This is a genomic window from Lysobacter sp. Root76 (assembly GCF_001428685.1).
In the GTDB taxonomy this organism is placed as follows: domain Bacteria; phylum Pseudomonadota; class Gammaproteobacteria; order Xanthomonadales; family Xanthomonadaceae; genus Lysobacter.
Genome location: NZ_LMIK01000010.1, coordinates 68,848 through 94,818 on the forward strand (window position 1 = coordinate 68,848; position 25,971 = coordinate 94,818).

15 protein-coding genes are annotated in these 25,971 nt (G+C 69.9%); 10 read left to right on the forward strand and 5 right to left on the reverse strand.

What is annotated here, in order from left to right; all coding sequences use genetic code 11:
• Nucleotides 1-13 precede the first annotated feature (13 nt).
• The 4 genes from ASE10_RS18610 to ASE10_RS18625 are packed head-to-tail and all read right to left on the reverse strand — an operon-like array spanning nt 14 to nt 12,525.
• Nucleotides 14-1,345: an MFS transporter gene (locus ASE10_RS18610; protein WP_055905141.1), complete on the reverse strand. Its 1,332-nt coding sequence runs from the start codon at nt 1,343-1,345 to the stop codon at nt 14-16.
• On the reverse strand, nt 1,342-5,844 hold the full coding sequence (locus ASE10_RS18615; protein WP_055905144.1) for a non-ribosomal peptide synthetase: 4,503 nt from the start codon (nt 5,842-5,844) through the stop codon (nt 1,342-1,344). The genes ASE10_RS18610 and ASE10_RS18615 overlap by 4 nt, the downstream gene beginning before the upstream one ends.
• Entirely contained in the window at nt 5,841-9,179 is a 3,339-nt protein-coding gene (locus ASE10_RS18620; RefSeq protein WP_055905147.1) for a non-ribosomal peptide synthetase, read from the reverse strand. Before ASE10_RS18620 ends, ASE10_RS18615 begins: the two co-directional genes overlap by 4 nt.
• On the reverse strand, nt 9,172-12,525 hold the full coding sequence (locus ASE10_RS18625; protein ID WP_055905150.1) for a non-ribosomal peptide synthetase: 3,354 nt from the start codon (nt 12,523-12,525) through the stop codon (nt 9,172-9,174). The genes ASE10_RS18620 and ASE10_RS18625 overlap by 8 nt, the downstream gene beginning before the upstream one ends.
• Nucleotides 12,526-12,916: 391 nt before the next feature.
• Between ASE10_RS18625 and ASE10_RS18630 the strand changes: the two genes are divergently transcribed.
• The 10 genes from ASE10_RS18630 (at nt 12,917) to ASE10_RS18675 (ending at nt 24,025) form a co-directional block, all read left to right on the forward strand.
• Nucleotides 12,917-13,954, forward strand: a complete 1,038-nt coding sequence (locus ASE10_RS18630; RefSeq protein WP_055905153.1) for a class II aldolase/adducin family protein — start codon at nt 12,917-12,919, stop codon at nt 13,952-13,954.
• 38 nt (nt 13,955-13,992) lie between these two features.
• Entirely contained in the window at nt 13,993-15,651 is a 1,659-nt protein-coding gene (locus ASE10_RS18635; protein WP_056306152.1) for an NTP transferase domain-containing protein, read from the forward strand.
• 38 nt (nt 15,652-15,689) lie between these two features.
• Complete coding sequence (locus ASE10_RS18640; RefSeq protein ID WP_200944163.1) at nt 15,690-16,496, forward strand: class I SAM-dependent methyltransferase; 807 nt, start codon at nt 15,690-15,692, stop codon at nt 16,494-16,496.
• The gene (locus tag ASE10_RS18645) at nt 16,493-17,212 is read left to right on the forward strand and encodes a glycosyltransferase family 2 protein (protein ID WP_200944164.1); all 720 of its coding nucleotides are present in this window, start codon (nt 16,493-16,495) and stop codon (nt 17,210-17,212) included. The genes ASE10_RS18640 and ASE10_RS18645 overlap by 4 nt, the downstream gene beginning before the upstream one ends.
• Nucleotides 17,209-17,796 (forward strand): phosphatidylinositol-specific phospholipase C/glycerophosphodiester phosphodiesterase family protein, encoded by a 588-nt coding sequence (locus ASE10_RS18650; protein WP_055905161.1) that lies wholly within the window; start codon nt 17,209-17,211, stop codon nt 17,794-17,796. The genes ASE10_RS18645 and ASE10_RS18650 overlap by 4 nt, the downstream gene beginning before the upstream one ends.
• On the forward strand, nt 17,793-19,889 hold the full coding sequence (locus tag ASE10_RS18655) for a hypothetical protein (protein ID WP_082559767.1): 2,097 nt from the start codon (nt 17,793-17,795) through the stop codon (nt 19,887-19,889). The genes ASE10_RS18650 and ASE10_RS18655 overlap by 4 nt, the downstream gene beginning before the upstream one ends.
• A complete protein-coding gene (locus ASE10_RS18660; protein WP_055905167.1) occupies nt 19,886-20,650 on the forward strand; it encodes an HAD family hydrolase in 765 nt (254 codons plus the stop codon). The genes ASE10_RS18655 and ASE10_RS18660 overlap by 4 nt, the downstream gene beginning before the upstream one ends.
• A gap of 49 nt (nt 20,651-20,699) precedes the next feature.
• Entirely contained in the window at nt 20,700-22,223 is a 1,524-nt protein-coding gene (locus ASE10_RS18665) for a glycosyltransferase family 87 protein (protein ID WP_056101137.1), read from the forward strand.
• A 405-nt stretch (nt 22,224-22,628) separates the two neighbouring features.
• Entirely contained in the window at nt 22,629-23,183 is a 555-nt protein-coding gene (locus ASE10_RS18670) for an Ax21 family protein (protein WP_055905174.1), read from the forward strand.
• A 239-nt stretch (nt 23,184-23,422) separates the two neighbouring features.
• Nucleotides 23,423-24,025: an outer membrane beta-barrel protein gene (locus ASE10_RS18675; protein WP_055905176.1), complete on the forward strand. Its 603-nt coding sequence runs from the start codon at nt 23,423-23,425 to the stop codon at nt 24,023-24,025.
• 360 nt (nt 24,026-24,385) lie between these two features.
• Here the strand turns inward: ASE10_RS18675 and ASE10_RS18680 are convergent, their stop codons facing one another.
• Nucleotides 24,386-25,924, reverse strand: a complete 1,539-nt coding sequence (locus tag ASE10_RS18680; RefSeq protein ID WP_056306154.1) for a hypothetical protein — start codon at nt 25,922-25,924, stop codon at nt 24,386-24,388.
• Nucleotides 25,925-25,971: the final 47 nt, after the last annotated feature.

Here is a 25,971-nt window from a genome sequence, read left to right on the forward strand (position 1 = left end):
CCTCCTTCGCAACTCAAGCCGCGGCACTGATCTCCGCCGGCACGCCCGCGGCCAGGATCGGCGCGTCGGGTATTTCGTCCTCGATCCGCCGGATCGCGCGCACCACATAGGCGCTCGCCGCGACCAGCGTCATCAGGACGCCAAGAACGATGAACATCAGGCCCAGGCCGCGGCCGGGGCCGACCCCGATCCACGCTCCGACCGAACCGGCCAGGGCGCCGCCGGGCGCCATCAGCGGTTCGAACACGCGCTCGGCCAGCGGACCGGCCAGGCAATAGCCCAGCGGCATCGCCGCTTCCGACAGCACGCGCTGGATCGCGAAGCAGCGGCCCTGCAGATCGGCCGGCACCTTGCTCTGCCACAGCGCGGCATTCGAGGCGTTGAGCACGGGTAACGTCAAAAAGAAACCGAAACCGGCCACCAGCACCAGCGCGAACGACGGCGCCAGGCCGTGCACGGCCAGCAGCACGCCCGCGGCCAGCGAGAAACCGAGCACGCCATGGATACGCCGGCGCGGCCCGCCCCAGGTGCTCATCGCCAGCCCGCCCAGCAACAGGCCGCAGCCGCCGACCGCCATCTGCACGCCGAGCAGGGTCGCGTCGGCGAACGACAGCACCAGCGGCGTGATCGCGATGCTGGCGATGCCGAACAGGAAATTGGTTGCGCCGAACACCAGCAGCAGGCCGAGCAGGCCGCCGCGGTCGCGCACGTAGCGGAAACCGGTGGCCGCTTCCTGCCACAGGCCCTGCTCGGCGTCCTCGCTGCGCGCCGGGCGCGGCACCCGCGCGAACAGCAGCGCGACCACGCCGATCGCGAAGGTCAGCGCATCCACGATCAGCACGCCCTGCATCGAGATCGTGCTGACCAGCACGCCGGCCAGCAGCGGCCCGCCGACCTGGGCGACCGCGAAACCGGTCTGGACCAGGCCGTTGACGCGGGTCAGCTGCTCCTGGCTGGCGAGCAGCGGAATGCTGGCCGCATAGGCCGGCTGCAGGAAGGCGTTGGCCATCGCCGAAATGCCGACGCCGGCGTAGACGTGCCACAGCGCCAGCGTGTCGGTCGCGTACAGCAGCGCCAGCGCCAACATGGTCAGCGCCGATACCGCATCGCAGACGATCATGGTCCGGCGCCGGTCCCAGCGATCGACCAGGGCGCCGGCGATCGGCGAGATCAGCAGCGCCGGCACCGCCATCGCGACGAAGATCAAGGCGAAGCGCGTGGTCGAACCGGTGGTCTGGTAGACCCAGATGCCGAGCGCGAACGAGGTCAGGCGCGAACCCACGCCCGACACCAACTGGCCGACCCAGATCAGCAGGAAGTCGCGCAGGCCGGCGTAGCGGTTCACGCCTCCTCCTCGACCGCGGCCGGCAGCGCACCGCGGCTGCGCAGGAAATCCAGGTAGGTCGCAAACAGCACGCGGTCGGCCGGCGGGCAGACGATGCCCAGCGTCGCCACCGCGGCCGCGGTCGCGCTGCAGTCGAAACGCGGCTCGCGTGGATCCGGCTGCTCGGGGAACAGGCCGGCGAACGGCGCCAGCGCGTTCTCGCGCGACACCGCGGCTTCGGCCAGCAGGGCGCGGCGCCAGGACGGGTAGTCGATCTCCTCCACCGCCAGCCCCGCGTCGCGCAAGGTCGCGACCGCTTCGGTGATCGGCAGCCGGCGCGGATTGAAGAAGTGGAACTGGCCGTTGGCATCGCCCGCGCCCAAGGCCAGGCGCACGATCGCGCGTCCGACGTAGTCCACCGGCGCCATGTCGAACGACTCGTCGGGCAGGTGCGGCGCATAGCCCAGTTGCACGCAGCCCTTGATCCAGGCGTTGAAGTAGTCGCCCAGGTTGCTGGTGCCCAGGCGGCTGTCGCCGGTGATCCGGGCCGGGCGGTAGATCGCCACCGGCAGGCCGCGCGCGCGCGCCGCCAGCGCCAGTTGCTCGCCGACCCACTTGCTCTGGTTGTAGCCGCCGTACTGGCCCTCGGCATCCGGTGGCGGATCGGATTCGCGCACCACGCGGTCGAGATGGCGCTCGGTGAGGTAAACGCCCAGCGTCGAGACCAGATGCACCGGCTTGATACGCACCCGCGTCGCCAGACGCAGCACTTCCACAGTGCCGCCGACGTTGGCCGCTTCCAGGTGTTCGTAGGGCGCGAGGAAGTTGACCTGCCCGCCGTTGTGGAAGATCGCCTCGGCGCGGCGCGCGAGCGCGTCGAACGCGTCCTCGCCCAGGCCCAGGCGCGGCGCGGCCAGATCGCCGAGTACCGGATGCAGCCGATGCTCGTCCTCGCCTCGCCACAGGCCGTAGGTTTCCAGGTTGCTACGCACGCGGCGCAGGCCGTCGGCGTCGCTGTCGGCGCGGACCAGGCACAACAGTTCGGCGTCGGTGCTGTCGAGCAGCTCGCGGACCAGATAGGCGCCGAGGAAACCGGTCGCGCCGGTCACCAGTACCGAGTTCGGATGGGTACGCGCGACCGCCGGCAAGGCGCCGCGCGGATCGATGTCGTCCGGCAGCACGGCGCGCGCGTGCAGGTCGGGGCCGACCTGGCTCTCGCCGGCGCGTTGCGCGTCGATCGCACGTGCCAGACCCGCCACGGTCGGCGTCGCGAACACCGCCGCCAGCGCCAGCTCGACCCCGAACGCGGCCTGCAGCTTGAACACCAGCGGCAGGGTCGACAAGGAATCGCCGCCGAGGGCGAAGAAATCCTCGTCGGCGCCGATGTCCTCGCGCCCCAGCACTTCGCGCCAGACCGCGAGCACGCCGTGTTCGGTCGCGCCCTCGGGCGCGCGCATACGGCGCGTGGCGGCGACCGAGGCGGGCGGCAGCGGCAGCGCATGCCGGTCGACCTTGCCGTTGCGGTTGAGCGGCAGCGCCGGCAACGGCACGTACAGCGAAGGCAGCATCGCGTCGGGCAGGCGCTGGGCCAGGAATTCGCGCAGCGACTGCGGCTCCAAGCCGGCATCGGCGACCACGTAGGCGACCAGGCGCTTGTCGCCGGGCCGGTCCTCGCGCAGCGCGGCCGCGGCGGCCTGCACCTGCGGGTGCGCGGCCAGCGCGGTCTCGATCTCGCCCAGCTCGATGCGCACGCCGCGCAGCTTGACCTGCTGGTCGCGGCGGCCGAGGAACTGCAGGCTGCCGTCGGTGTTCCAGCGCGCGAGGTCGCCGGTGCGGTACAGCCGCGCGCCAGGCGCGTCGCTGTGCGGATCGGGCAGGAATGCGGCCTCGGTCAGGCCGGGCTGGCCCAGGTATTCGCGTGCGATGCCCGCGCCGCCGATGCACAGCTCGCCGACCACGCCGCGCGGCGCCAGCCCGAGGTCGGCGTCGAGCACGTACACGCGCACGCCCGGCAGCGGTGTACCGATCGGCAGCTCGGCACCGGCGTACTCGCCGCCGTCGCGCGTGGACAGCATGGTCGCGCAGACCGAGGCCTCGGTCGGACCGTAGTGATTGCACAACGCGACCCGGCCGGCGGTGATGCCGGCGAAGCGCCGCACCTGCTCCAGCGGCACGCTCTCGCCGCCGATCATCATCAGGCGCAGCGCCGGCAGCAGCGGACGCGTGCGCTGGGCCGCGAACCAGCCCTCGCTCCAGCGCCGCCACAGCGCGGCCGGCGCGTCGATCGCGGTCACGCCGTAGTCGCGGCAGAAGGTTTCCAGTTCGTACGGCCCCAGCTCGGCCGGCGCCGGATGCAGCACCAGCGCCGAACCGCTGGCCAGGGCCGGGAAGATGTCGCCGACCGAGGCGTCGAACACCAGCGGCGGAATCATCAGCAGCCGTTGCGCGGTGAAATCATGGCGCGCCATGAAGCCCAGGGTCAGGTTGACCGCGCCGCGATGCTCGACCAGCACGCCCTTGGGCGCGCCGGTGGATCCGGAGGTGTAGATCACGTAGGCCGCGCTGTCGGCGCCGGCCGCTTCGGCGGGCGCCTGCTCGGACGGCGGCACGCCGTCGGTGATTACGCAGGGCACGCTGCCGGCGACCGCGTCGGCGCGTGCGACCAGCGCCGCGGGCGCGACCAGGGCCAGCGCGCCGGCGTCGCCGAGCAGGAAGGCGATGCGTTCGTCCGGATGCGCGGGGTCGATCGGCACGTAGGCGCCGCCCGCGGCGAGCACGCCGAGCACGCCGATCAGGGCCTCGGCGGAGCGATCCGCGAGCACCGCGACCCGCGTTTCCGCGGTCGTGCCCAGCGCGCGCAGGCGCTGGGCGATGCCGTTGGCGCGGCGCCGCACTTCACGATAGCTCAGTTCGCGGCCCGGCTCGACGATCGCGATCGCCTCCGGCGTGCGCTGCGCCTGTTGCTCGAACAGCGCGTACAGGGTCGGGGCCGGCGGCGACGGCGCGGCGCCGCCGTCGCCCAGCGCCAGCACTTCATGGCGCGCGTCCAGGTCCAGCACCGACAGCCGCGACAGCGGCAGGTCGGGATCGGCGAGCACGCGGTGCAGCAGCACCCCGTACTGGTCGGCCAGACGCGCGATGGTGGACGCGTCGAACAGGTCGCTGTCGTAGTCGAGCACGCCGTCCAGGCCGGCTTCGGACGCGCCCAGCGACAGCGTGAGCTCGAAACGCGAGGTGTGCACGTCGGGCTCGCGCCATTCCAGAGTGACGCCGCGCAGCGCCAGCGGCGCCACGGTGGCGTTCTGCAGCACGAACATGCTCTGGAACAGCGGCGTGCGCCCGGGCACGCGCTCCAGCTGCAATTGGTCGATCACCCGCTCCAGCGGCGCCTGCGCGTGTTCGAACGCGTCCAGGCAGTGGGCGCGGGTGCGCGCCAGCAGCGTGCGGAAGCTGGGGTCGCCGGACAGGTCGCCGCGCAGGGCCAGGGTGTTCACGAACAGGCCGATCATCGGCGCGGCGCCGTCGTCGCCGCGATTGGCGACCGGCGTACCGATCACGATGTCGTCCTGGCCGGAGTGCCGCGCCAGCAGGGTCTGGAACACCGCCAGCAGGGCCATGAACAGGGTCGCGTGCTCGCGCCGGGCCAGATCGGCCAGGCCGGCGGCGACGCTGAGCGGAATGCGCAGGTGATGACGCGCGCCGCGTCCGGTCGGCGACGGCGAGCGCGGACGGTCGGTGGGCAGATCGAGCAGGCCGCCGACGCCGTCCAGGGCGCGCTTCCAGTAATCCAGTTGCGCGAGCGCGCGCTGTTCCTGCGCCGGTTCACGCTGCCACAGCACCGCATCGCCGAACTGCAGACGCAGTTCCGGCAGGTTCGGCTCGACGCCGTCCAGGCGCGCCTCGTAGCAGCGCGCGACCTCGTCGAACAGGATCCCGCAGGACCAGGCGTCGGAGACGATATGGTGCATCACCACCAGCAGCAGGTGTTCCTCGTCGTCCAGTCGCAGCAGGGTCGCGCGCAGCAGCGGCGCGCGCGCCAGGTCGAAGGCGCGCTCGGTTTCCTCGTCGGCGTAGCGGCGCGCTTCGGCCTCGCGCGCGACCAGGTCCAGGCCGCGCAGATCGATCACGGGCAAGGCGAACTCGACCCGCTCGGCGACGGTCTGGCGCGGCTGGCCCTCGATCTCGCCGAACGAAGTGCGCAGCGCGTCGTGACGCTGAACCACGTCGGCGAACGCGCGCTCCAGCGCGGCGGCGTCGAGCGCGCCCCTGACGCTGTAGTGGCCGTAGACGTGATAGGCGCCGGTGCCGGGTTGCAGGCGTTCGAAGAACCAGATCCGCTGCTGCGCCGGCGACAGCGGCAAGGCCTCGCCGGGCCGGCTGCGGCGCACGATGCCGGCCTCGGCCGGCGCCTGCGCGTCGCGCGTGGCGAGCCGGCGCCGCAGCAGTTCGCGCTGCTGCGGGGTCAGCCGGGCCAGGCGCTCGGCCATCGCGCCGGGCGCGTTATCGTCGGTCGCGCTCATCGCTCCGCGCCCTCGCCGGCCAACAACAGTTGGATGTCCTCGTCGGACAGGCCTTCGAGCTGGTCGAGCATGCCCGCCAAGGCGTCGGCGTCGACGCTGTCCATGCGCTGGCGCAGCAGCAGCTCGGCGAAGCCGGCCACGGTCGGCGCCTCGAACAGGCTGCGCAAGGCGATCTCGCCGCCGAAGGCCTTCTGCACGCGCGAGACCAGTTGCGTGGCGAGCAGCGAATGCCCGCCGAGGTCGAAGAAATCGTCGTGGATGCCGACCCGCTCGAGTCCGAGCACGTCCGCCCACAGCCGCGCCAGGGTTTCCTCCTCGCCGTTGCGCGGACTCATGTAGGTCGCCGCGGTCTCGACCGCGCCCGCGTCCGGCGCCGGCAGCGCCTTGCGATCGACCTTGCCGTTGGGCGTCAGCGGATACTCGGACAGACACACGAACGCCGAGGGCAGCATGTATTCGGGCAGACGCTGGCGCGCGAACGCGCGCAGTTCGGCGGCATCGCTGTCGCCGATCAGATACGCGACCAGGCGCTTGTCGCCGGGCCGGTCCTCACGGCAGATCACTACCGCCTGGCGTACGTCGGGATGTTCGGCGAGCACGGCCTCGATCTCGCCCAGCTCGATGCGGAAACCGCGCAGCTTGACCTGGTGGTCGATGCGGCCCAGCACTTCGATGCGCCCGTCGCGACGCCGGCGAGCGAGATCGCCGGTGCGGTACAGGCGAGCGCCGGCCCGCGGGCCGTAGCGGTCGGGCACGAACTTCTCGGCGGTGAGTTCGGGCCGCGCCAGATAGCCGCGCGCCACGCCCAGGCCGCCGATCAGCAGCTCGCCGGGCACGCCGGCGGGCAGGACCTGGCCGCGTGCGTCGACGATGTGGATGTCGGTATTGGCCAGCGGCCGGCCGATGCTGATGGCCTCGTCGCCGGCGGACACGCGCTCGACCGCCGACCACACCGTGGTTTCGGTCGGGCCGTACAGGTTCCATAGCTGCGCGCCGCAGTCGAGCAGACGGTCGGCGAGTTCGCGCGGCAGCGCTTCGCCGCCGCAGAGGATGCGCAGCTGCGCGCGACCGCGCCAACCCGCGTCCAGCAGCATGCGCCAGGTCGCCGGCGTGGCCTGCATCACGCTGGCGCCAGCGCTGTCGATCAGGCGCGCCAGGGCCGCGCCGTCGGCGACGGTGGCGCGATCTGCCAGGGCGATGCGCGCGCCGACCGTCAGCGGCAGCAGCAGCTCCAGCACGGCGATGTCGAACGACAGCGTGGTCACCGCGCAGACCGTGTCGGTCTCGCTCAGGCCCGGCTCGCGCGCGACCGCGGCCAAGAAGTTGACCGCGGCGCGATGCGGAATCTGCACGCCTTTGGGCCGGCCGGTGGAGCCGGAGGTGAAGATCACGTAGGCCAGGTCTTCCGGGCCGACATCGCGGTCGACGCGCGCGCCGGGCGCCGTGTCGATCTCGTCGAGCAGCACCACCTCGCAGTCCGACGCCGGCAGCTGCGCCAGCAAACCGCGCTCGCTGACGATCAACCGTGCTTGCGCGTCTTCGAGCATGTAGCCCAGGCGCTCGGCCGGATAGCTCGGGTCCATCGGCACATAGGCCGCGCCGGCCTTGAGCACGCCGAGCAGAGCGACCAGCATCTGCGGCGAACGCTCGACGAACAGGCCGACCAGCTGGCCCGGCCCGGCGCCGCGCGCGACCAGCGCGCGCGCCAGGGCATCGGAGCGCGCGTCGAGCTCGCCATAGCTGAGCCGTTGCGCGCCGCATTCGACCGCGACCGCGTCCGGCCGGCGTTCGGCCTGGCGTTGGAACAGCACGTGCAACGGCGTATCCACCGGCGCGTCCAGGGCGGTGTCGTTGCAATCACGCAGCAGCCAGCGCCGCTCTTCCGGCGGCAGGATCTCCAGCTCGCCCAGGCGCCGGTTCGGGTCTCCGGCGATCGAACGCAGCAGCTGCTGGAAGTGACGCGAGAAAGCTTCGATGGTGGGCGCGTCGAACAGATCGGTCGCGTATTCGAAGAACAGCGCCAGCGCGCCGTCGTCCTCGCTGGCGAACAACGCCAGGTCCGAACGCGCGGTGCCGGGATTGATCGCGTCGAAATCCACCGGCGCCAGGGTCAGACCGGCCAGATGGCTTTCGCCGGACGGGAAGTTCTGGAAGAACAGCATCGCCTGGAACAGCGGCGAGTGGCTCAGCGAGCGGGTCGGCGCGAGTTCCTCGATCAGCCGCTCCATCGGCAGGTCCTGGTGCGAGTACGCGCCCAGGGTGCTGTCTTTGACCTGCGCCAGCAGTTCGCGGAAGGTCGGATCGCCGGACAGGTCGTTGCGCAGCGCCAGGGTGTTGACGAAGAAGCCGGCCAGCGATTCGAGTTCCTCGCGGCGGCGGTTGGCGACGCCGACGCCGACCACTAGGTCTTCCTGACCGGAGTAACGCATCAGCAGAGTCTGGTACGCGGCCAGTACGGTCATGAACGGAGTCGCGCCTTCCTGCCGGCTCAGACGCTTGATCGCGTCCCAGGTCTCGGCCGCGAGCGTGCTGCGCAACACTTCGCCGCGATAGCTCTGCACCGGCGGCCGCGGACGATCGCCGGGCAGTTCCAGCACCGGCAGCGGACCCGCCAACCGCTGCTGCCAGTAATCGAGCTGGGTGCGCAGGGTCGGGCCTTCGAGCAGTTCGCGCTGCCACAGCGCGTAGTCGACGTACTGCACCGGCAGTTCCGGCAGCGGCGACGGCGCTCCGTCCTGGTAAGCGCCGTAGAGTTGGCGCAGCTCGTCGTTGAGCAGGCCCAGCGACCAGCCGTCCACCGCGATGTGGTGGGCGTTGAGGGTGAACAGGTAACGCTCGTCGTCCACGCGCACCAACAGGGCGCGCAGCAGCGGGCCGCGGGCGAGTTCGAACGGGCGCGCGGCCTCGGCGCGGGCGAACGCGAACGCGGCGGCATCGCGCTGCCCGGCCGGAAGATGGCGCAAGTCCTGGCGTTCGACCGGCACCGCCGACGGCGGCTGCACGACCTGGTGCGGGCCCTGCTCGTCGGCTGCGATCGTCGTGCGCAGGCTTTCGTGACGGCGCACGATTTCGTCCAGCGCGCGCGCGAACACGGCCTCGTCCAGCCGACCCTGCATCCACATCGAGGTCGGCACGTTGTAGGCGGCCGAGCCGGGGTCGAGTTGGTCGAGGATCCACAGCCGCTGCTGCGCGAACGACAGCGGAATCCGCGCCGGGCGCGGACGCCGGCCGATCTCGCTGCGCGGCGCGGCCGGCGATTGCTTGGCCAGTTGCTGCAGCAGCAGCGCACGTTTTTCCGGCGACAGCCCCGCCAGGCGCTCGTTGATTTCAGCCATGACCGTCTCCGGGCAGCGCCGCGGCCAGGCGCGCGCTGGCCTCCTCGTCACTGAGGTGTTCCAGACTCGCCAGCAGCGCTTCCAGGTCGTCCGGCGGCTGTTGCGCGCAGGCGTCGGCGACGCGCGCGGCCAGTTGCTCCAGGGTCGCGGCTTCGAACAGCGTACGCAGCGGCAGTTCGACGCCGCACTGCTGCTCGATCCGCGCCAGCAAGCGCGTGGCCAGCAACGAATGCCCGCCGAGGTCGAAGAAGTTGTCGTCGCGGCCGATCCGGCGCGCACCCAGCAACTGCTGCCAGATCGCGGCCAGGGCCTGTTCCTCGTCCGTGACCGGGGCGAGGTAGGCCTCGTCGCCGTCGTCGCCGTTGACCGCTTCCGGCGTCGGCAAGGCGCGTCGGTCGACCTTGCCGTTGGGCGTGAGCGGGAAGCGCTCCAGCACCACGAATGCGCTCGGCACCATGTAGTCGGGCAAGGCGGCCTTGAGGTGATCGCGCAGCGCCGCCGTGGCCGGCGCGTCGCCGGCCGCGGTCACGTAGGCGACCAGGCGCTTGTCGCCGGGCCGGTCTTCGCGGCAATGCACCACGGCCTGGGTCACCGCCGGGTGTTGGGCGAGCACGGATTCGATTTCGCCCAGTTCGATACGGAAACCGCGCAGCTTGATCTGGTGGTCGATGCGGCCGATCACCTCGATGGTGCCGTCGCGCCGCCACAGGGCGAGGTCGCCGCTGCGGTAAAGACGGCCGCCGGGCGCGGCGCCGAACGGATCGGGGATGAATTTCTCCGCGGTCAGGTCGGCGCGGCCGCGGTAGCCGCTGGCCAGGCCGTCGCCGCCGATCAGCAGCTCGCCCGGCACGCCCGCCGGCAGCCGCTTCATATGGCGATCGACGATGTGGATCTGGGTGTTGTCGACCGGCTTGCCGACCAGGATGGGACCGGCGCCGGCCTGCACCCGGCACAGCGCCGAGTACACCGTGGTTTCGGTCGGCCCGTACAGGTTCCACAGTTCGCGCCCGCAGGGCAGCAGACGGTCGGCGAGTTCGCGCGGCAAGGCTTCGCCGGTGGAGATGATCTTCATCCCGGCCTTGCCGGTCCAGCCCACCTCCAGCAGCATGCGCCAGGTCGCCGGCGTGGCCTGCATCACGTCGATGCGCGCTTCGTCGACCAGCCGGCGCAGGCGCAGGCCGTCGCGCGCGGTATCGCGGTCGACCAGCAGCACGGTCGCGCCCACGGTCAGCGGCAGCACCAGTTCGAGCAGGGCGATGTCGAACGAGAGCGTGCTGATCGCGCACAGGATTTCGCCGCCGGCCAGGCCGGGCGCGCGCGCGACCGAGCGCAGCAGGTTGACCGCCGAGCGCTGCTGGATCTCCACGCCCTTGGGCTTGCCGGTGGAACCGGAGGTGAAGATCACATAGGCCGGATCGCGCGGCGCCGCGCCGCCGGCCGGCGCGCGTTCGGCGCGCTCGTCCAGCACCGCATCGGCGTCGGCATGGATCACCGTGGCGACGGCACCGGGCAGCTGGCCGGCCAGGGCGCGCTGGCTCACCAGCACGCGCGCGGCCGAGGCTTCGAGCATGTAGGCCAGGCGATCGGCGGGATAGGTCGGATCCAGCGGCACATACGCGCCGCCGGCCTTGAGGATGCCGATCAGGCCGATCAGCATTTCCGGCGTGCGCTCGACGTACAGCCCGACCAGGTCGCCGGCGCCGACGCCGGCCGCGCGCAGTTCGTGCGCGAGCGCGTTGGCGCGGCGGTCGAGCTCGCGGTAGCTCAGTTCGCGCGCGCCGAAGCGCAGCGCGATCGCGTCGGGCGTGCGTTCGACCTGGGCCTGCAGCTGCGCGGCCAGGGTCGCGTCGGCGGGCAGTTCGCGCGTGGTGTCGTTCCAATGCGCGAGTTCCGCGTATTCGTCGGCGGTCAGCAGTTCCAGCGCGCTCAGCGGCGCGTCCGGCGCATCGGCGGCGGATTCGAGCAGGCGCAGCAGATGCCCGCACAGGCGTTCGATGCGGGCGCGGTCGAACAGATCGGTGCTGTATTCCAGCATCAGCTCGCGTTCGCCGTGCTGGTTCACGAACAGGCTCAGGTCGCCCTGGGCGCTGCCCGGGGCCAGATCGATCAGATGCGCCTGGCGCAGCTGCAGGCCGCTCATCGCCAGGCTGTGTTCGGGGTAGTTCTGGAAGAAGAACAGTGCCTGCGCGAACGGCGTGTGGCTGGCCGAACGCGGCAAACGCAGGGTTTCCAGGACACGGTCCAGCGGCGCGTCGGCGTGCTCCATAGCGCCCAGCACGCCGTCGCGCACGCGCTCCAGCAATTGCGCGAAGCTCGGCTCGCCGTCGATGCGGGTGCGCAGCGGCAGAGTGTTGACGAAGAAGCCGACCACCGGCTCCAGCTCCACGCGCGCGCGGCCGGCCACACCGATGCCGACGGTGATGTCGTCCTGGCCGGTATAGCGCGACAGCAGCGCTTGATACGCGGCCAGGAACAGCATCGACAGCGTGACCTGGCGCTCGCGCGCGAGACGCTCGAGTTTTTCGTACAGGGCGACCGGGACTTCGCTGCAGTACAGCGCACCCTGGAAGCTCTGCGTGGCCGGGCGCGGACGGTCGGCGGGCAGGTCCAGGGTGGTGATCGCACCGTCCAGGCGTTCGCGCCAGTAGTCCAGCTGCGGTTGCAGACCTTCGCCGCCGAGGGTTTCCTGCTGCCACAGCGCGATGTCGGCGATCTGCAGCGGCGGCGCCTCAGCCGTCGGTGCGCCGCCGGCACGCAAGGCGTCGTAGGCGCGCTGCAACTCTTCCAGTAGCGCGGTGGTGGACCAGCCGTCGATCGCGATGTGGTGGAACACCAGCAGCAGCAGGTGCTGCTGCGGCGCGGTTTCGATGAGCGTCGCGCGCAGCATCGCGTCGCGGCTCAGGTCGAACGCGCGCGCGGTTTCCTCGCGCGCGATGCGCAGGGCATCGGCGCTGGATTCTTCCGCGTCGTCGCCCGCGGCGGCGACTTCGCGCCACGGCGCCTCGACGCGTTCGAAGATGTGCTGGAAAGGTTCGCCGTCGTGCGCGCGGAACACCGTGCGCAGGGTTTCGTGGCGGTCGGCCAGCGATTGCACCGCGGCGCGCAGCGCGGCGCGGTCCAGCTCGCCGTCCAGCCACAGCCCGACCGGCAGGTTATAGGCGGTCATGCCGGGCATGAAACGGTCCAGCCACCACAGGCGCCGCTGACCGAAGGTCAGCGGTATGCGCTCGGGGCGCGGGCGGGCCTGGATACGGTTCTGTCCGCCGCGTTGACGCGCGGCCAACTGACGCAGCAATTCACGTTTCGCAGGCGAAAGCTCGGCCATGCGCTGATCGATGTCACTCATCCATGACTTCCTTGACTTACAAGCATCCCCTGCCGACCTGATCCTGTCGGCACCTCATTGGCATCCTGCACGCGTCGCTTCGGAGATGCTCTTGCACGCGAACCGTGTTCGCGATCATCCTTGGCGTTCCATCCGTGGTGCCCCCTGTACGTATCCTATCCACATAACGGGTTCGGGGTGCGAAAGCGGACCACATCGGTGGCCGGGCCGTCCAGTGCCTAGCCGGGGAAGCCGGGGTGGGGGGGTGCGTTATCCGGCCGTGGGACGGCCGGTTGGAAGCCCAAAACGAGTATTAGGGGTTTCAGGAGCAGCAGTCAGCAGGGAGGGGACACATGGATCGACCGTTCTCGCAGCATCGCAAAACCCCCATGGGCGCAGCGCCGGTGGGGCCGTGACCAGCCGCGCAACCGCCGCTCTCGACGCGCTGAATGCGCTGTCGGCGCGCATCGGCGCCGACCCGCTATTGGTGCAGGGCGGGGGCGGTAACACGTCCGTCAAATTCGACGGAACCCTATGGGTCAAGGCCTCCGGCACCTGGCTCGCGCAGGCGCGCGAGCGCGACATCTTCGTGCCGCTGCCCTTGGACGAAGTGCGCGCCGCGCTGCGTCACGCCGACGGCGAAACGCGATTGGCGCGGCTGGGCGACCCGCAAGCGCTGCGGCCCTCGATCGAAACCTCGCTGCATGCGCTGCTGCCGCACCCGGTGGTCGCGCACGTGCATTCGGTGAACACCATCGCCTGGGCGGTGCGCGCGGACGCGCGCGAGCGCCTGTCGGCCCTGTTGAAAGACCTGAACTGGGCCTGGGTGCCGTACCGGCGCCCCGGCTATCCGCTCACGCAAGCGGTGCAGGACGTGCTGGCCGAACGCGAAACCGACGTTCTGGTGCTGGCCAACCACGGCCTGGTCGTCGGCGCCGAGGATTGCGCCGCCGCCGACGCCTTGTTGGGCGAAGTCGAGCGTCGCCTGGGCTTGCCCGCGCGCGCGCCGACGGCCGGCGATCCGGCGCGGCTGCATGCGGTCAACGACCTGAACTGGGAGCTGCCCAGCGACGCCGGCGTGCACGCGCTGGCCACCGATGCGATCGCGATGGCGATCGCGCGCGACGGCGCGCTGTATCCGGATCACGCGGTGTTCCTGGGCGCGCGGGCGGCGGTACTGCAGGACAGCGACGCCTTGTCCGACGCGGTCGCGCGCGCCACCGCGGCCGGCGGCGTCGCGCCCGCGTTCGCGCTGCTGCCGGGCGCCGGCGTGCTGGTCGCGCCGGGCCTGTCGCCCGGCGCGCAGGCGATGCTGCTGTGCCTGGCTCTGGTCGCGCTGCGCCTGAGCGGCGAGGAAACCCTGGTCTACCTCGGCGATGAGGATGTCGCCGCCTTGGTGGATTGGGAAGCCGAAGCCTACCGCCGCGCCTTGTCGCGGCCCAGGCACTGAACCCGCTCACGACCCGCACGACGCCACGGAAGGAAGCCATGCAGATCGTCGTACCCATGTCAGGTTTCGGAGAGCGCTTCCGCCGCGCGGGTTACCGCGTGCCCAAGCCGCTGATCGAAGTCGACGGCAAGCCGATCATCGCCCACGTGGTCGACCTGTTCCCGGGCGAGACCGACTTCGTGTTCGTATGCAATCGCGATCACCTCGATCGCGCCGAATACCGAATGGCCGAGCAGTTGGCGCAGATCTGTCCGGCCGGGCGCGTGCTCGGGATCGCGCCGCACAAGCTCGGACCGGTGCATGCGGTGCTGCAGGCGATGGAACTGCTGGATCCGGACGCGCCGACCATCGTCAACTACTGCGACTTCGCCTGCGGCTGGGACTATCGCGACTTCCGCGCGTTCGCGCTGGACAGCGGCTGCGACGGCGCGATCCCCTGCTACACCGGTTTCCATCCGCACATGATGGGCTCGACCAACTACGCCTACGTCCGCAGCGACGGCGCGCGCGTGCTCGACATCCAGGAAAAGCAGCCCTACACCGACCAGCCCACGCGCGAATACGCGTCCAGCGGCACCTACTACTTCAAGTCCGGCGCGCTGCTGCGCGATGCGTTCGAACGCACCATGGCGCGCCCGGACCTCAGCCTCGGCGGCGAGCACTACGTCAGCCTGGCCTACAAGCCGCTGCTGGAAGACGGCCGCTGCGTCGCGGTGTACGAGCTCAACCACTTCATGCAATGGGGCACGCCGCAGGATCTGGCCGAGTATCGCTACTGGTCCGATGCGTTCCGGCGCCTGGCCGAACCCGCCCGCACCCAGCCGCCGCCGCGCCAGCGCGGCGCGGTGATGGTGCCGATGGCCGGCCTGGGCTCGCGTTTCGCCAACGAGGGCTACAGCGAGCCGAAACCGCTGATTCCGGTGTCGGGCGAGCCGATGGTGGTGCAGGCCGCGCGCGACCTGCCCGAGCCTTCGCGCCGCGTGTTCGTGCAACGCCGCGACCTGCCCGGCGGCGCGCACATCGCCGAGGCGCTGCGCCAGCGCTTCCCCGGCTGCGCCCTGGTCGATCTGGAACAGGTCACCGACGGCCAGGCGCGCACCTGCCTGCTCGGGCTGGACGGCCTCGACCCGACCCAGCCGCTGACCATCGGCGCCTGCGACAACGGCGCGGTGTTCGATGCGCAGGCGTTGTCGGCCCTGCTCGACGACGAAGAGGTCGACGTGATCGTCTGGGTCGCGCGCGGCTATCCCGGTGCGGCGCGCCGGCCCACCCACTACGGCTGGGTCGACGAGGTCGACGGGCGGGTGCTCTCGGTCTCGGTCAAGCAGCCCTTGTCCGACCCGGCCCACGATCCGATCGTGCTGGGCAGCTTCACCTTCCGCCGCGCCGCCGACTTCGCCGCCGCCGCGGACGCGATGATCGCGCGCGACGGCCGCGTCAACGGCGAGTTCTACGTCGACAGCTGCATCAACGACGCCGTCGCCGCCGGCCTGAACTGCCGCATCTTCGAAGTCGCCCACTACCTGTGCTGGGGCACGCCCGACGACCTGCGCACCTTCGAGTACTGGCAGTCGTGCTTCCACAAGTGGGACGCGCACCCGTACCGGATCGAACACGACCCGCGCGTGCCCGCACCCGCGCGCCCGGCCCTGGTCGAGCGCTACCGCATGCGCGAGCCGGAGCGTTTCCGATGCTGAGCCCCACCCGCCGTCCGCAACCGCCAGAGAGCCGTCCCATGGTCCTGCCTAGCACCTACTTCCCCACGCACGAGGAAAACCGCTTCACACGCGAGGGTGAAGTCGGGATGGCGCGCGAGTTCTTCCTCCAGCACCGCCCGCGCAACCTCGAATTCCTGCTGCACAAGCGCTACGACTGGATGAATGCTTACCTCAAGCCGGGCCAGCGCGTGGTCGAGTTCGGCGCCGGCTCCGGCTTCAGCAAGGAATTCATCCGCCACGACAACTTCCGCATCACCGACGTCGAAGCGCGGCCCTGGATCGACGACGTCGCCGACGCGATGGACCCGCCCTACCCGGACGGCTCGATCGACGTGGCGGTGTTCAGCCACATGATCCACCACCTGCCCAACCCGGTGCGCTTCTTCGAGGTCATGCAGCGCAAGCTCGCGCCGGGCGGCCTGATCCTGATCCAGGACCTCAACACCTGCTTCCTGCTGCGCCTGGCGTTGCGCGCGATGCGCCACGAGGGCTGGTCCTACGACATCGACGTGTTCGACGACACCGTGGTCGCCAACGATCCGCGCGACCCCTGGTCGGCCAACTGCGCGATTCCGCTGCTGCTGTTCCGCGACGAGGCGGCCTTCCAGCGCCGCCTGCCGGGCCTGGCGATCGAGCGCAACGAACTCAACGAATGCTTCGTATTCCTGGTGTCCGGCGGCGTGGTGGTGCAGGCCAAGACGGTCGAACTGCCGCGCTTCCTGCTCAAGCTGATCGACGCCACCGACCGCGCCCTGGTCAAGCTGCTGCCCTCGGTGTTCGCGATGGGACGCTCGGTGGTGCTGAGGAAGATCGAAACGCCGTGAGCACGTCCCTGCGCCTGTCCCTGGTGATCCCCTGCTACAACGAAGCCCGCAACCTGCCGTTGCTGGTGGCGCGCCTGCGCGAGACCTTCGTGCGCGAGGACGTGGAAGCGATCCTGGTCGACAACGGTTCGACCGACGACAGCCCGGCCGTGCTCGCTGGGTTGCTGGACGGCGTGGCCGGCATCCGCAGCCTGCGCGTGGAGCGCAATCAGGGCTACGGCCACGGCATCCTCGCCGGCCTGCGCGCGGCGCGCGGCCTGATCGTGGGCTGGACCCACGCCGACATGCAGACCGATCCGGCCGATGCCCTGACCGGGCTGGAACTGTTCGACGGCGTCGATCCGCAGACCGTATTCGTCAAAGGCCGCCGCCACGGCCGGCCGGCGGCCGATGTCGCCTTCACCGTCGGCATGTCGCTGTTCGAAACCGTGCTGCTGCGGCGCGCGCTGTGGGACATCAATGCCCAACCGACGCTGTTCCCACGCGCCTTCTTCGAGCGATGGCAGGCGCCGCCGCAGGATTTTTCGCTGGACCTGTACGCCTACTACCAGGCGCGCCGCAGCGGACTGCGGGTGCTGCGCTTCCCGGTGCGCTTCGGCGAACGCGCCCACGGCAGCTCGCACTGGAACGTGAACTGGCGGGCCAAGGCCCGCTTCATCCGCCGCACCGTGGGTTTCAGCCTGCGCCTGCGCAAGGACCTCTCGCACCCCGCATGATCATCGTCCGCCACCGCCGCAACACCCGCGAACAGCTGCGCGAGACCTCGCCCGAGTACGGGATCGAGCTCGATCTGCGCAGCCGCGGCGACGCCATCATCGTCCACCACGACGCCTTCGCCGACGGCGAGGACTTCGAGGACTGGCTGCGCGACTACCGTCATCGCCTGCTGATCCTCAACGTCAAGGAAGAGGGCCTGGAGGATCGGCTGATCGCGCTGATGCGGGCACACGGCATCGAGGACTGGTTCTTCCTCGACCAGTCGTTCCCCTTCCTGGTGCGCACCGCCGCGCGCGGCGAATCGCGCTGCGCGGTACGGGTATCCGAGTACGAATCGATCGATACCGCCTTGGCCCTGGCCGGCAAGGTCGACTGGGTCTGGGTCGACTGCTTCACCCGCTTCCCGCTCGATCGCGCCCAGGCCCGGCGCCTGCGCGAGGCCGGCTTCCGCCTGTGCCTGGTTTCGCCCGAACTGCAGGGCCGCGATGCCGCCGAGGGCATCGCCGCGATGCGCGCCCTGCTCGACCGCGAAGGCATCGCGGTCGATGCGGTCTGCACCAAGGAGACCGCGCTTTGGCGATGAGGATCGCGCGACTGTGGCAGGACCCGATGCTGCGGACTTTCGAATTCCGCGCCGGATTGCTGCTGCGCCTGCTGCTGATCGCGCTGCTGGTGCCGACGATCCAGCAGCGCTGGTTCGTGCCCTTCCTCGATCACGCCATCGCCCATCCCAGCCTGGACCCGTGGTCGAGCTTCCTCGCCGCCGGCGGTAGTTCGCTGGCGTATCCCTACGGGCCGGTGATGCTGCTCGCGCACCTGCCCGGCACCGTGCTGGGCTGGCTCGCCGACGCCGCCAGCGGCAGCGCCTATTTCACCGGGGTGGGTTTCCGGCTGGGCCTGCTCGGCGCCGATCTGGCCAGCCTGCTGCTGTTGCGGCGCCTGCTGCCCAGCGACCGTCCGCGCCTGCTGCTGTGGCTGTACTGGTGGTCGCCGATCGTGTTGTTCGTGACTTATTGGAACGGCCAGACCGACATCGTCCCGATCGCCTTGCTGCTGCTGTCGCTGCTGCTGATCCGGCGCTACCGCCCGGCCGCCAGCGGCGCCGCGCTGGGGCTGGCCCTGGCGGCCAAGCTCAGCATGGCGCTGGCCGTGCCCTTCATCGGCATCTACCTGTGGCGCAACAAGCGGCTGCGCGCGATGCTGCCGCCGTTCGCGCTGGCCTGCGCGGCGCTGGCGATGCTGCTGACCCTGCCCTGGCTGGCTTCGTCGGGTTTCGTCGCGATGGTGTTCGGCTCGCGCGAATTCGGCCGCGTGTTCGACCTGGCCCTGCCGGTGGGCGAGGAGCTCAAGCTCTATCTCACTCCGACGCTGTATCTGCTGGCCGCCTACGCCGCCTGGCGCTTCCGCCGGATCAGCTTCGAACTGCTGATCGCCTGCACCGGGCTTTCGTTCTTCCTGGTCGTGCTGGGCACGCCGGCGCCGCCGGGCTGGTATCTGTGGCTGGTGCCGTTCCTGGTCGCGCACCAGTTGCAGGGCGACCGCAGCGCGCACGTGCTCGCCGGCGGTTTCTCGCTGCTGCTGATCGCGATGCACGTGTTCATTTCCGCCGGCCCGACCGCGCCGCTGCTGGACTGGAACCCGGGGCCGGCGATCGGCGCCGTCGCGACGCGCATCACGCCGCACGTGCACTCGCTGTGGATGACCCTGGTGGTCGCGTCCGGCCTGGTGCTGATCGTGCAGATGCTGCGCGAACGCATCGGCCGCAACGACTACTACCGCATCGCCCAGAAGCCGTTGGCCGTGGGCATCGCCGGCGATTCCGGCTCCGGCAAGGACACGCTCAGCCGCGCCCTGGCCGGCGTGTTCGGCGATCACTCGGTGGTGCACGTGTCCGGCGACGATTACCACATCTGGGACCGCTACGCGCCGATGTGGCAGGGCCTGACCCACCTCAACCCGCGCGCCAACGACCTGCAGCGCTTCAACAACGACGTGCTCGCCCTGATCGACGGCAAGGCCATCGTCTGCCGTCGCTACGACCACGCCGCCGGCCGCTTCGAAAGCCCGACCCTGCTGGCCAAGAACGACGTCGTCATCGCCTCCGGCCTGCACGCGCTGCACTTTCCGCGCCTGCGCCGGCGCTACGACGTCAGCGTGTTCCTGGACGTCGACGAGAACCTGCGCCGGGCCTGGAAGATCCACCGCGACGTGCACCAGCGCGGGCACGATCTCAAGGCCGTGAACGGCTCGCTGGAGCGGCGCGCGCCGGACTCGCAGCGCTACATCCATCCGCAGAAGGCGGTCGCGAGCCTGGTGCTGCGCCTGCAGCCGGTGAACCCGCAGCAACTCGACAACGGCGTGGCGCCCGACCAGGTGCGGCTGAAGCTGGTCGCGCTGATCCGCAACGGCACCTACCACGAGCGCGTGGCGCGGATCCTGATCGGCATCTGCGGCCTGCACCTGGACGTGCAGCTGTCGGAGGATTCCGGCGAAGTGGAAATGAGCATCGAAGGCGACGTCGCCGCCGAAGACATCGCCCTGGCCGCGCGCACCCTGGTGCCGGGCCTGCAGGAAATGCTGGACGTCCGTCCTCAGTGGGAGGACGGCATGAGCGGGATCATGCAGTTGCTGATCCTGGTGCAAACCGAAGAAGCCTTGAAGAACCGCATCCAATGAGCCTGAACTTCCACAGCACGGACACGGCCCTGCGCGCGCCGCAGGCGATCATCTTCGACACCGACAACACGCTCTACGCCTACGGTCATCCGCATGCCTGCGCGACCGCGGCGGCGGAGGAGAAGGCGGTGCGACTGCTCGGCTGCGAGGTCGGCGACGTACGCCAGGCCTTTTCGCAGGCGCGCCAGGAGGTCAAGCGACGCCTGGGCCGCACCGCCAGTTCGCACAGCCGCTTGCTGTATTTCCAGCGCGGGATCGAGCTGCTGGGACGCAAGACCCAGCTGGTCATTACCCTGGACCTGGAACAGACCTACTGGCGCACCTTCCTCGCGCACTGCGAACTGTTCCCCGGCGTACGCGAGTTCTTGATGGCGCTGCGCAGCCGCGGCATCGGCACGGCGATCATCACCGACCTCACCTCGCAGATCCAGTTCCGCAAGATCATCTACTTCGGCCTGGACGACTGCTTCGACTACGTCGTCACCTCCGAAGAGGCCGGTGCCGACAAGCCGCAGGAAGCGCCGTTCCAGTTGGCGATCGACAAGCTCGGGATCGAACCGGAGCGGATCTGGATGATCGGCGACGACCCGGCCAGCGACATCGCCGGCGCGCGCCGCTTCGGCATCACCACCTTGTTGCGGGTCGATCGCGCGCACAACGGCAACGGCCGCGAAGCCGCGCCGGACCTGGTGTTCGACGACTTCCAGGAACTCAGCCGCTATCTGTTCTCCGGCAAGGTCGAAGGCTGGGGGCCGCAATGAGCACGCTGCCCCGCCGTTCGATCCGCGCCCTCACACGGAGTTGCATGCCATGACCCTAGACGCGGATCGGATCTCGGTCGAACGCTGGACCATCGCCGCCCTGTTGTCCCTGCTGCTGGCGATGCTGCCGGCGGTGGCCGCGGCCGCGTTCGTACCGGTGGCCTATGCGCCGCCGGTCGCGCTGGCGATCGCGCTGGTGCTGGCCGCGATCGCGGCGCCCGGCTTCGCCCGGCGCCTGCCGCGCGAATGGGACGGCCTGCGTTATACCCATCCATGGCTGAGCGCGTTGTGGCTGCTGGTCGCGCTGCTTGCGATCGCGCGCACCGCGGGCGTGGCCTTGTTCATGGTCGACCCCGCTCAGGCCCAGGCGTCGGCGTACTGGTTCGACGAGTTCTATGTGCGCCACAACTGCTTCTCCGGCGTGTGGAAGGCGGCCGGGCTCGCCGGCCAGGGCGTGGCGAATCTCTACGACCCCGAGCACTACACCGGCATGGAAGGCCGCTTCAAGCTCGACGACTTCCTGTACCTGCCGCAGTTCCTGATTCTGCCGCGCGCGGGCATCGCGCTCGGCGGCGGCTTCCTGGAACTGCGCGCGCTGTGGTTCGCGGCCGAAGGCGCGCTGCTGGCGGCGACGGTGTTCGCGCTGGGGCGCTGGATCGGCGGCGACGCCGGCCGTCGCATCGCGCTGCTGATGCCGGCGCTGTGGCTGAGCACGCCGGTGCTGCTGACCCTGCAGCTGGGCAACTTCCAGATCGCCGCGATCGCGATGTCGCTGCTGGCGATGATGCTGTTCTGGCGCGAGCGCCCGGTGCTGGGCGGCGCGCTGCTCGGCTTCGCGGTGTTCAAGCTGTTCCCGGGCCTGCTCGGGCTGTATCTGCTGGCGGCGCGGCGCTGGCGCGAGGCCGCATGGACGATCGGCTTCGCCGCGCTGTACAGCGTGATCGCGTTGCTGTGGATGGGCACCCAGCCCTACGAAGCCTTCTTCCAGTTCCAGGCCCCGCGCATCCTCAGCGGCGAGGCCTGGTCGTTCCTGTGGCTGGACGGGCTGGAGCCAGTGGTCGCGATCAACGACTCGGTGCCGGGGCTGGCGCTGAAGCTGGACGTGCTCGGCGTGGCCGGCATGACCCCGATGGTGGAGAAGGCGATCTCCTGGGTGTGGACACTGGCGGTGTTCGCGCTGGCGATCCTGGCCGCACGCCGCGCCCAGGCCATGTCGCGGCTGGAACTGGTCTCGACCTGGCTGGCCCTGCTCGCCCTGGCCGCCTACCGCAGCCCCTTCGTGCCCGACCACAACGGCCTGTTCGCGCCGATCTGGCTGTGGCTGCTGATCGCCGCGGGCACCCGCCTCACTCCGCCGCGCATCGCCTTGCTCGCCCTCGCCTATCTGGCGCTGAGCGCGGTGCTGCCGTTCGGCGGCATCGACCTGCCCGGACTCGGCGGCCGCCTGGCCCTGTCCACCGCCAGCCAGTTCGTCGCCATCGGCCTGTGCCTGTGGGTGGTGCTGCGGCGGCCGCAAGCGATGACGGTGCCGCGCGCGGCGCCGATGCCGACGGCGACGATGTCGATGGGGTGAGGCGGCGTCTCGGCGCTGTCGATTTTCGGATGACCAAGCCCGGCGGCTCGAATGCCGTCGGGCCGAGGCAGGCGCGCACCTCGTCGGCGAGACGGCGCGCCGAACACCCGCATGCTTTCAGCGCATTCCGGGCACATGAACGCGTGTACTGAAAACGTTGCCAGTGCACATTCATCCGCCGTTTTGGTCGGCCTACGGGACGTAAATCCTTTGTTTACAAGCATTTAACGAGCATGACTTTCGGCGCGACCGTGCTCGAACCCCAGAGTTCCTAAACTTCCAAGTTCAAAATTCAGCTTCGATTGAATCGGCGCTTGGATACTGCGCCCCATCCGGATCACAGAGCCGCCCCACCCCGAGGCGCCACGGTCCGGACTGACAAAACCAATAAGAGGCTGAGACCTTATGAAGCGCACTTTGCTTGCCCTGACCCTGCTGGCCGCCCTGCCGTTCGCCGCCTCCGCGGCCGAGGGCGTGTCCTACACCTACGTCGAAGGCGGTTACGCCAAGACCAATACCGATGGCGGCGACGCCGACGGCTGGGCCCTGAACGGCTCGGGCGCGATCGCCGACAACTTCCACATCTTCGGCGGCTACAGCAAGCAGGAGATCGACAACACCAACGTCGACTTCGACCAGTGGCGCGTCGGCCTGGGCTACAACCACGAGCTGAACTCGCGCGTCGACCTGCTCACCCGCGTCGCCTACGAGAAGTTCGACGCCGGCCAGGGCCTGGACTTCAACGGCTACAGCGTCGAAGCCGGCGTCAACGGCGTGCTGACCCCGAACATCCAGGGCTATGCGCTGGCCGGCTACGAGGACTATGAGAAGTCCGACGGCGAGTTCTACGGCCGCGTCGGCGCTCTGGTGAAGTTCAACGATACCTGGGGCGTGAACGGCGACGTCAAGTTCGTCGATGGCGACACCCAGTTCTTCGTCGGCCCGCGCGTCAGCTTCTAAGAACGACGGCCGAGCAACCCCGCACCAATCGCGAACTTTCTCTCTCTCCCCCGAACGTCGCGATCGAGCCCGGCCCCGGCCGGGCTCTTTTTTTGCGCCGAACCGGTGGATTCGGCTCCTGGGCGGGATTTTCGAAAACTGTGTTGCCTTTGGCAGTTGTGGCCATGTGAATTTTTCGTTACCTTGCGCGCCGCCGCATCGCGGCATGGACGCAAACCAAACATCAGGATCGAGAATTCATGAAGAAGCAATTCGTGCTGGCCGCTCTGCTGGCCGCCGCCCCGTTCGCCGCCTCGGCCGAAGGCCTGAGCTACTCCTACATCGAAGGCGGCTACACCCGCGTCAACGTCGACACCGGCGTGTCGGGCTTCGACCCGGAGCTCGACGGCGCCTACATCCGTGGTTCGGCTGAGCTGGGCGAGAACTTCACCGTGTTCGGCGGCTACAGCAAGACCCAGGACGACGTCCGCGTCAGCGGTTTCGTCAACAGCTTCGACACCGACTTCGAAACCGCCGAAATCGGTTTCGGCTACCACGCCGACATCAGCGACCGCGCCGACTTCACCGCCGAGCTGTCGTACCTGCGTCAGGAAATCAGCATCGATAACGCCAGCGGCGAAGGCAAGGGCGGCAAGCTGAACCTGGGTATCCGCGGCGAAATGACCGACAACCTGGAAGGCTGGGTCAAGGCCGGCTACATCGACGGCGGCGACTTCGAAGGCGACTTCGTCGGCACCCTCGGCGGCCAGTACAAGTTCAACCAGACCTGGGGCATCGTGGGCGAAGTCGAGTTCATCGACGAGACCACCCAGTTCATGCTCGGCGCTCGCGCCAGCTTCTGATTCTCGGAAGCGGTCGAACGACAGGAGAAAGCCCGGCTTGCCGGGCTTTTTTCTTGTCTGGGGTTTGGGGGGCGTTGGCGATCGGGCCGCGGGCCGGGGCGAAGGGACGTATCTGCATGCGTGGCGGGCGGGAGGCGTTGATCTGGAGAATCGAAACCTTCGCAGGACGACGGAGTTCGCGATCGCGGCTTACGCCGCTCCCACAGGGGCCAGGAAGCAGAAAGCAGAAGGTGGAGGGCGGAGTCGGAGCGGAATTACGCCGGCAGGCGTTGTTCGCGGTCGCGGCTTATGCCGCTCCTACCCCAAAGCAACCACAACAACCGAGGCAGGGGCGGCCGGTGGTTCGCGTTCGCGTGCGACCTACTCTTCGGAGGGCGCCTCGCCTGCTTCTTCGGTCGGCAGGCGTTCCAGCAGTTCGCGCAGGGATTGCTCGACTTCGCGCTCCAGCTGCTTCTGGTTGACCGCGGCGGCGTTGGCCAGTTCGAGTTCCTCGCAGGCGACCGAGCGCGGTTCGTCGTGGCAGACCTTGCGGATGCCGGCCAGCAGTTTCTCGTCGCCGGTGTTGTGGTACGCAGCGACGACGTTGCCGCAGCCTTCGCGCACGTGCATCGCGCAGACCCGGTCGTAGTAGCCGGCCGCGCCCGCCCAGTCGTTTTTCATGGCGGCGATGTGGCCGGCGCCCATGCAGGCCGAAGCCGAGCCGCGCCGGCAGCAGGCGTCGGCGCCGCCCGGATCGGTCAGCGCGCAATGGTCGACGCGGTAGGGCGTCTCGATCATGCGGTCGCTCGCGATCGGCATCTTCACCGGCGCGCATTGCGCGGCGACGCCGCGGCGATAGACGGTGTAGCGGGTCCAGTCGTCCATGCCGAGCAGGGTGTCGTCGTCCAGCCAGCGCAGCACGAAGTCGTCGCCCTTGTCGTGGCGCACCAGCACCTGGTCGTCGCGCAGCCGGTAGCGCAGGCCGAGTTCGCCCTCGTTGCCGATCGCGGCGCCGTGCTCGTCGCCGAAACGGAACACATCGAACAGGCCGCCCTTGGCGCTGGCGTAGGTGCCGCAGGGTTGCCGCGGCGCGCGCCGCGCGGCGGTGTCGGTCAAGGCGACGTCGTTGAGCTCGGCCAGCGGCTTGCACATCTCGGACGAGAGCTTCCACTGGCAGGCGTAGCGCAGGGTCTCGCGCGCGGCGGCGAAGCGGCCGGCGATCCAATCCTGTTCGGCCAGGCCTTCGCAGGCCTTGGGCGCGCGCGCATCGCGACAGGCCACGCGCAAGGCGTCCAGCACCGCCGGCGCGGCCGGCTGGGTGCGGAACAGATAGAGCGGCGCGCCGGGATCCTCGGGCTTCAGCGCCTTGGCCCATTCGTCGCAGGCGTAGGGGCTGGCGTCGCGGCGGCAATAGGTTTCCAGCTGCGCCGCACGTTGCGCCTGCGGCGTGTCGCGATCCATCGCAAGCTCGGACACGCAGGACTGCACGTCGCCGGCCTTGCAGGCGAGCTTGCTCTGCTGGTTGTCGGGCGTGCCCGCGGGCGCCAGAGCGACGCCCGCGCCACCGGTCGGCACGCATACCGCGGGCTCGCGCAGGCGATAGGTCACCGGCTCGCTGCGCATGCGGTCGGCCTGCAGCACCAGGCGGCCGTCGGCTTCGATGCGATAGGTTTCGAGCAGGTCGCTGTCGGCGCGGCGCATCGACAGGGTGTCGCCATCGATGCGGTAGCGCCAAGCGGCGGGGTCGCGATAGCCCTCGCGGTCGTGCGCGATCACCGTATTGCCGGCGAAGCTCAGCAAGGGCGCGTATTCGTCCTCGGGCACGTATTCGCCGCAGGGAGCGGGCGCAGCAGCGGCGGCCGGGAGCGGAGACCACAGGGAACACAGCAACAGCGGCCAGGCCGCGAGGAACGCGCGCATCGGAAGTCCGTTTCGACGGGAAGACGCGCTAGTGTCGCCGCGTCGCG

Coding starts and splice junctions, on each gene's coding strand:
- ASE10_RS18680 (WP_056306154.1), bottom strand. CDS start 25,924: ATGCGCGCGTTCCTCGCGGCCTGGCCGCTGTTGCTGTGTTCCCTGTGG.
- ASE10_RS18620 (WP_055905147.1), bottom strand. CDS start 9,179: ATGGCTGAAATCAACGAGCGCCTGGCGGGGCTGTCGCCGGAAAAACGT.
- ASE10_RS18635 (WP_056306152.1), top strand. CDS start 13,993: ATGCAGATCGTCGTACCCATGTCAGGTTTCGGAGAGCGCTTCCGCCGC.
- ASE10_RS18665 (WP_056101137.1), top strand. CDS start 20,700: ATGACCCTAGACGCGGATCGGATCTCGGTCGAACGCTGGACCATCGCC.
- ASE10_RS18625 (WP_055905150.1), bottom strand. CDS start 12,525: ATGAGTGACATCGATCAGCGCATGGCCGAGCTTTCGCCTGCGAAACGT.
- ASE10_RS18615 (WP_055905144.1), bottom strand. CDS start 5,844: ATGAGCGCGACCGACGATAACGCGCCCGGCGCGATGGCCGAGCGCCTG.
- ASE10_RS18640 (WP_200944163.1), top strand. CDS start 15,690: ATGGTCCTGCCTAGCACCTACTTCCCCACGCACGAGGAAAACCGCTTC.
- ASE10_RS18650 (WP_055905161.1), top strand. CDS start 17,209: ATGATCATCGTCCGCCACCGCCGCAACACCCGCGAACAGCTGCGCGAG.
- ASE10_RS18660 (WP_055905167.1), top strand. CDS start 19,886: ATGAGCCTGAACTTCCACAGCACGGACACGGCCCTGCGCGCGCCGCAG.
- ASE10_RS18675 (WP_055905176.1), top strand. CDS start 23,423: ATGAAGAAGCAATTCGTGCTGGCCGCTCTGCTGGCCGCCGCCCCGTTC.
- ASE10_RS18670 (WP_055905174.1), top strand. CDS start 22,629: ATGAAGCGCACTTTGCTTGCCCTGACCCTGCTGGCCGCCCTGCCGTTC.
- ASE10_RS18655 (WP_082559767.1), top strand. CDS start 17,793: ATGAGGATCGCGCGACTGTGGCAGGACCCGATGCTGCGGACTTTCGAA.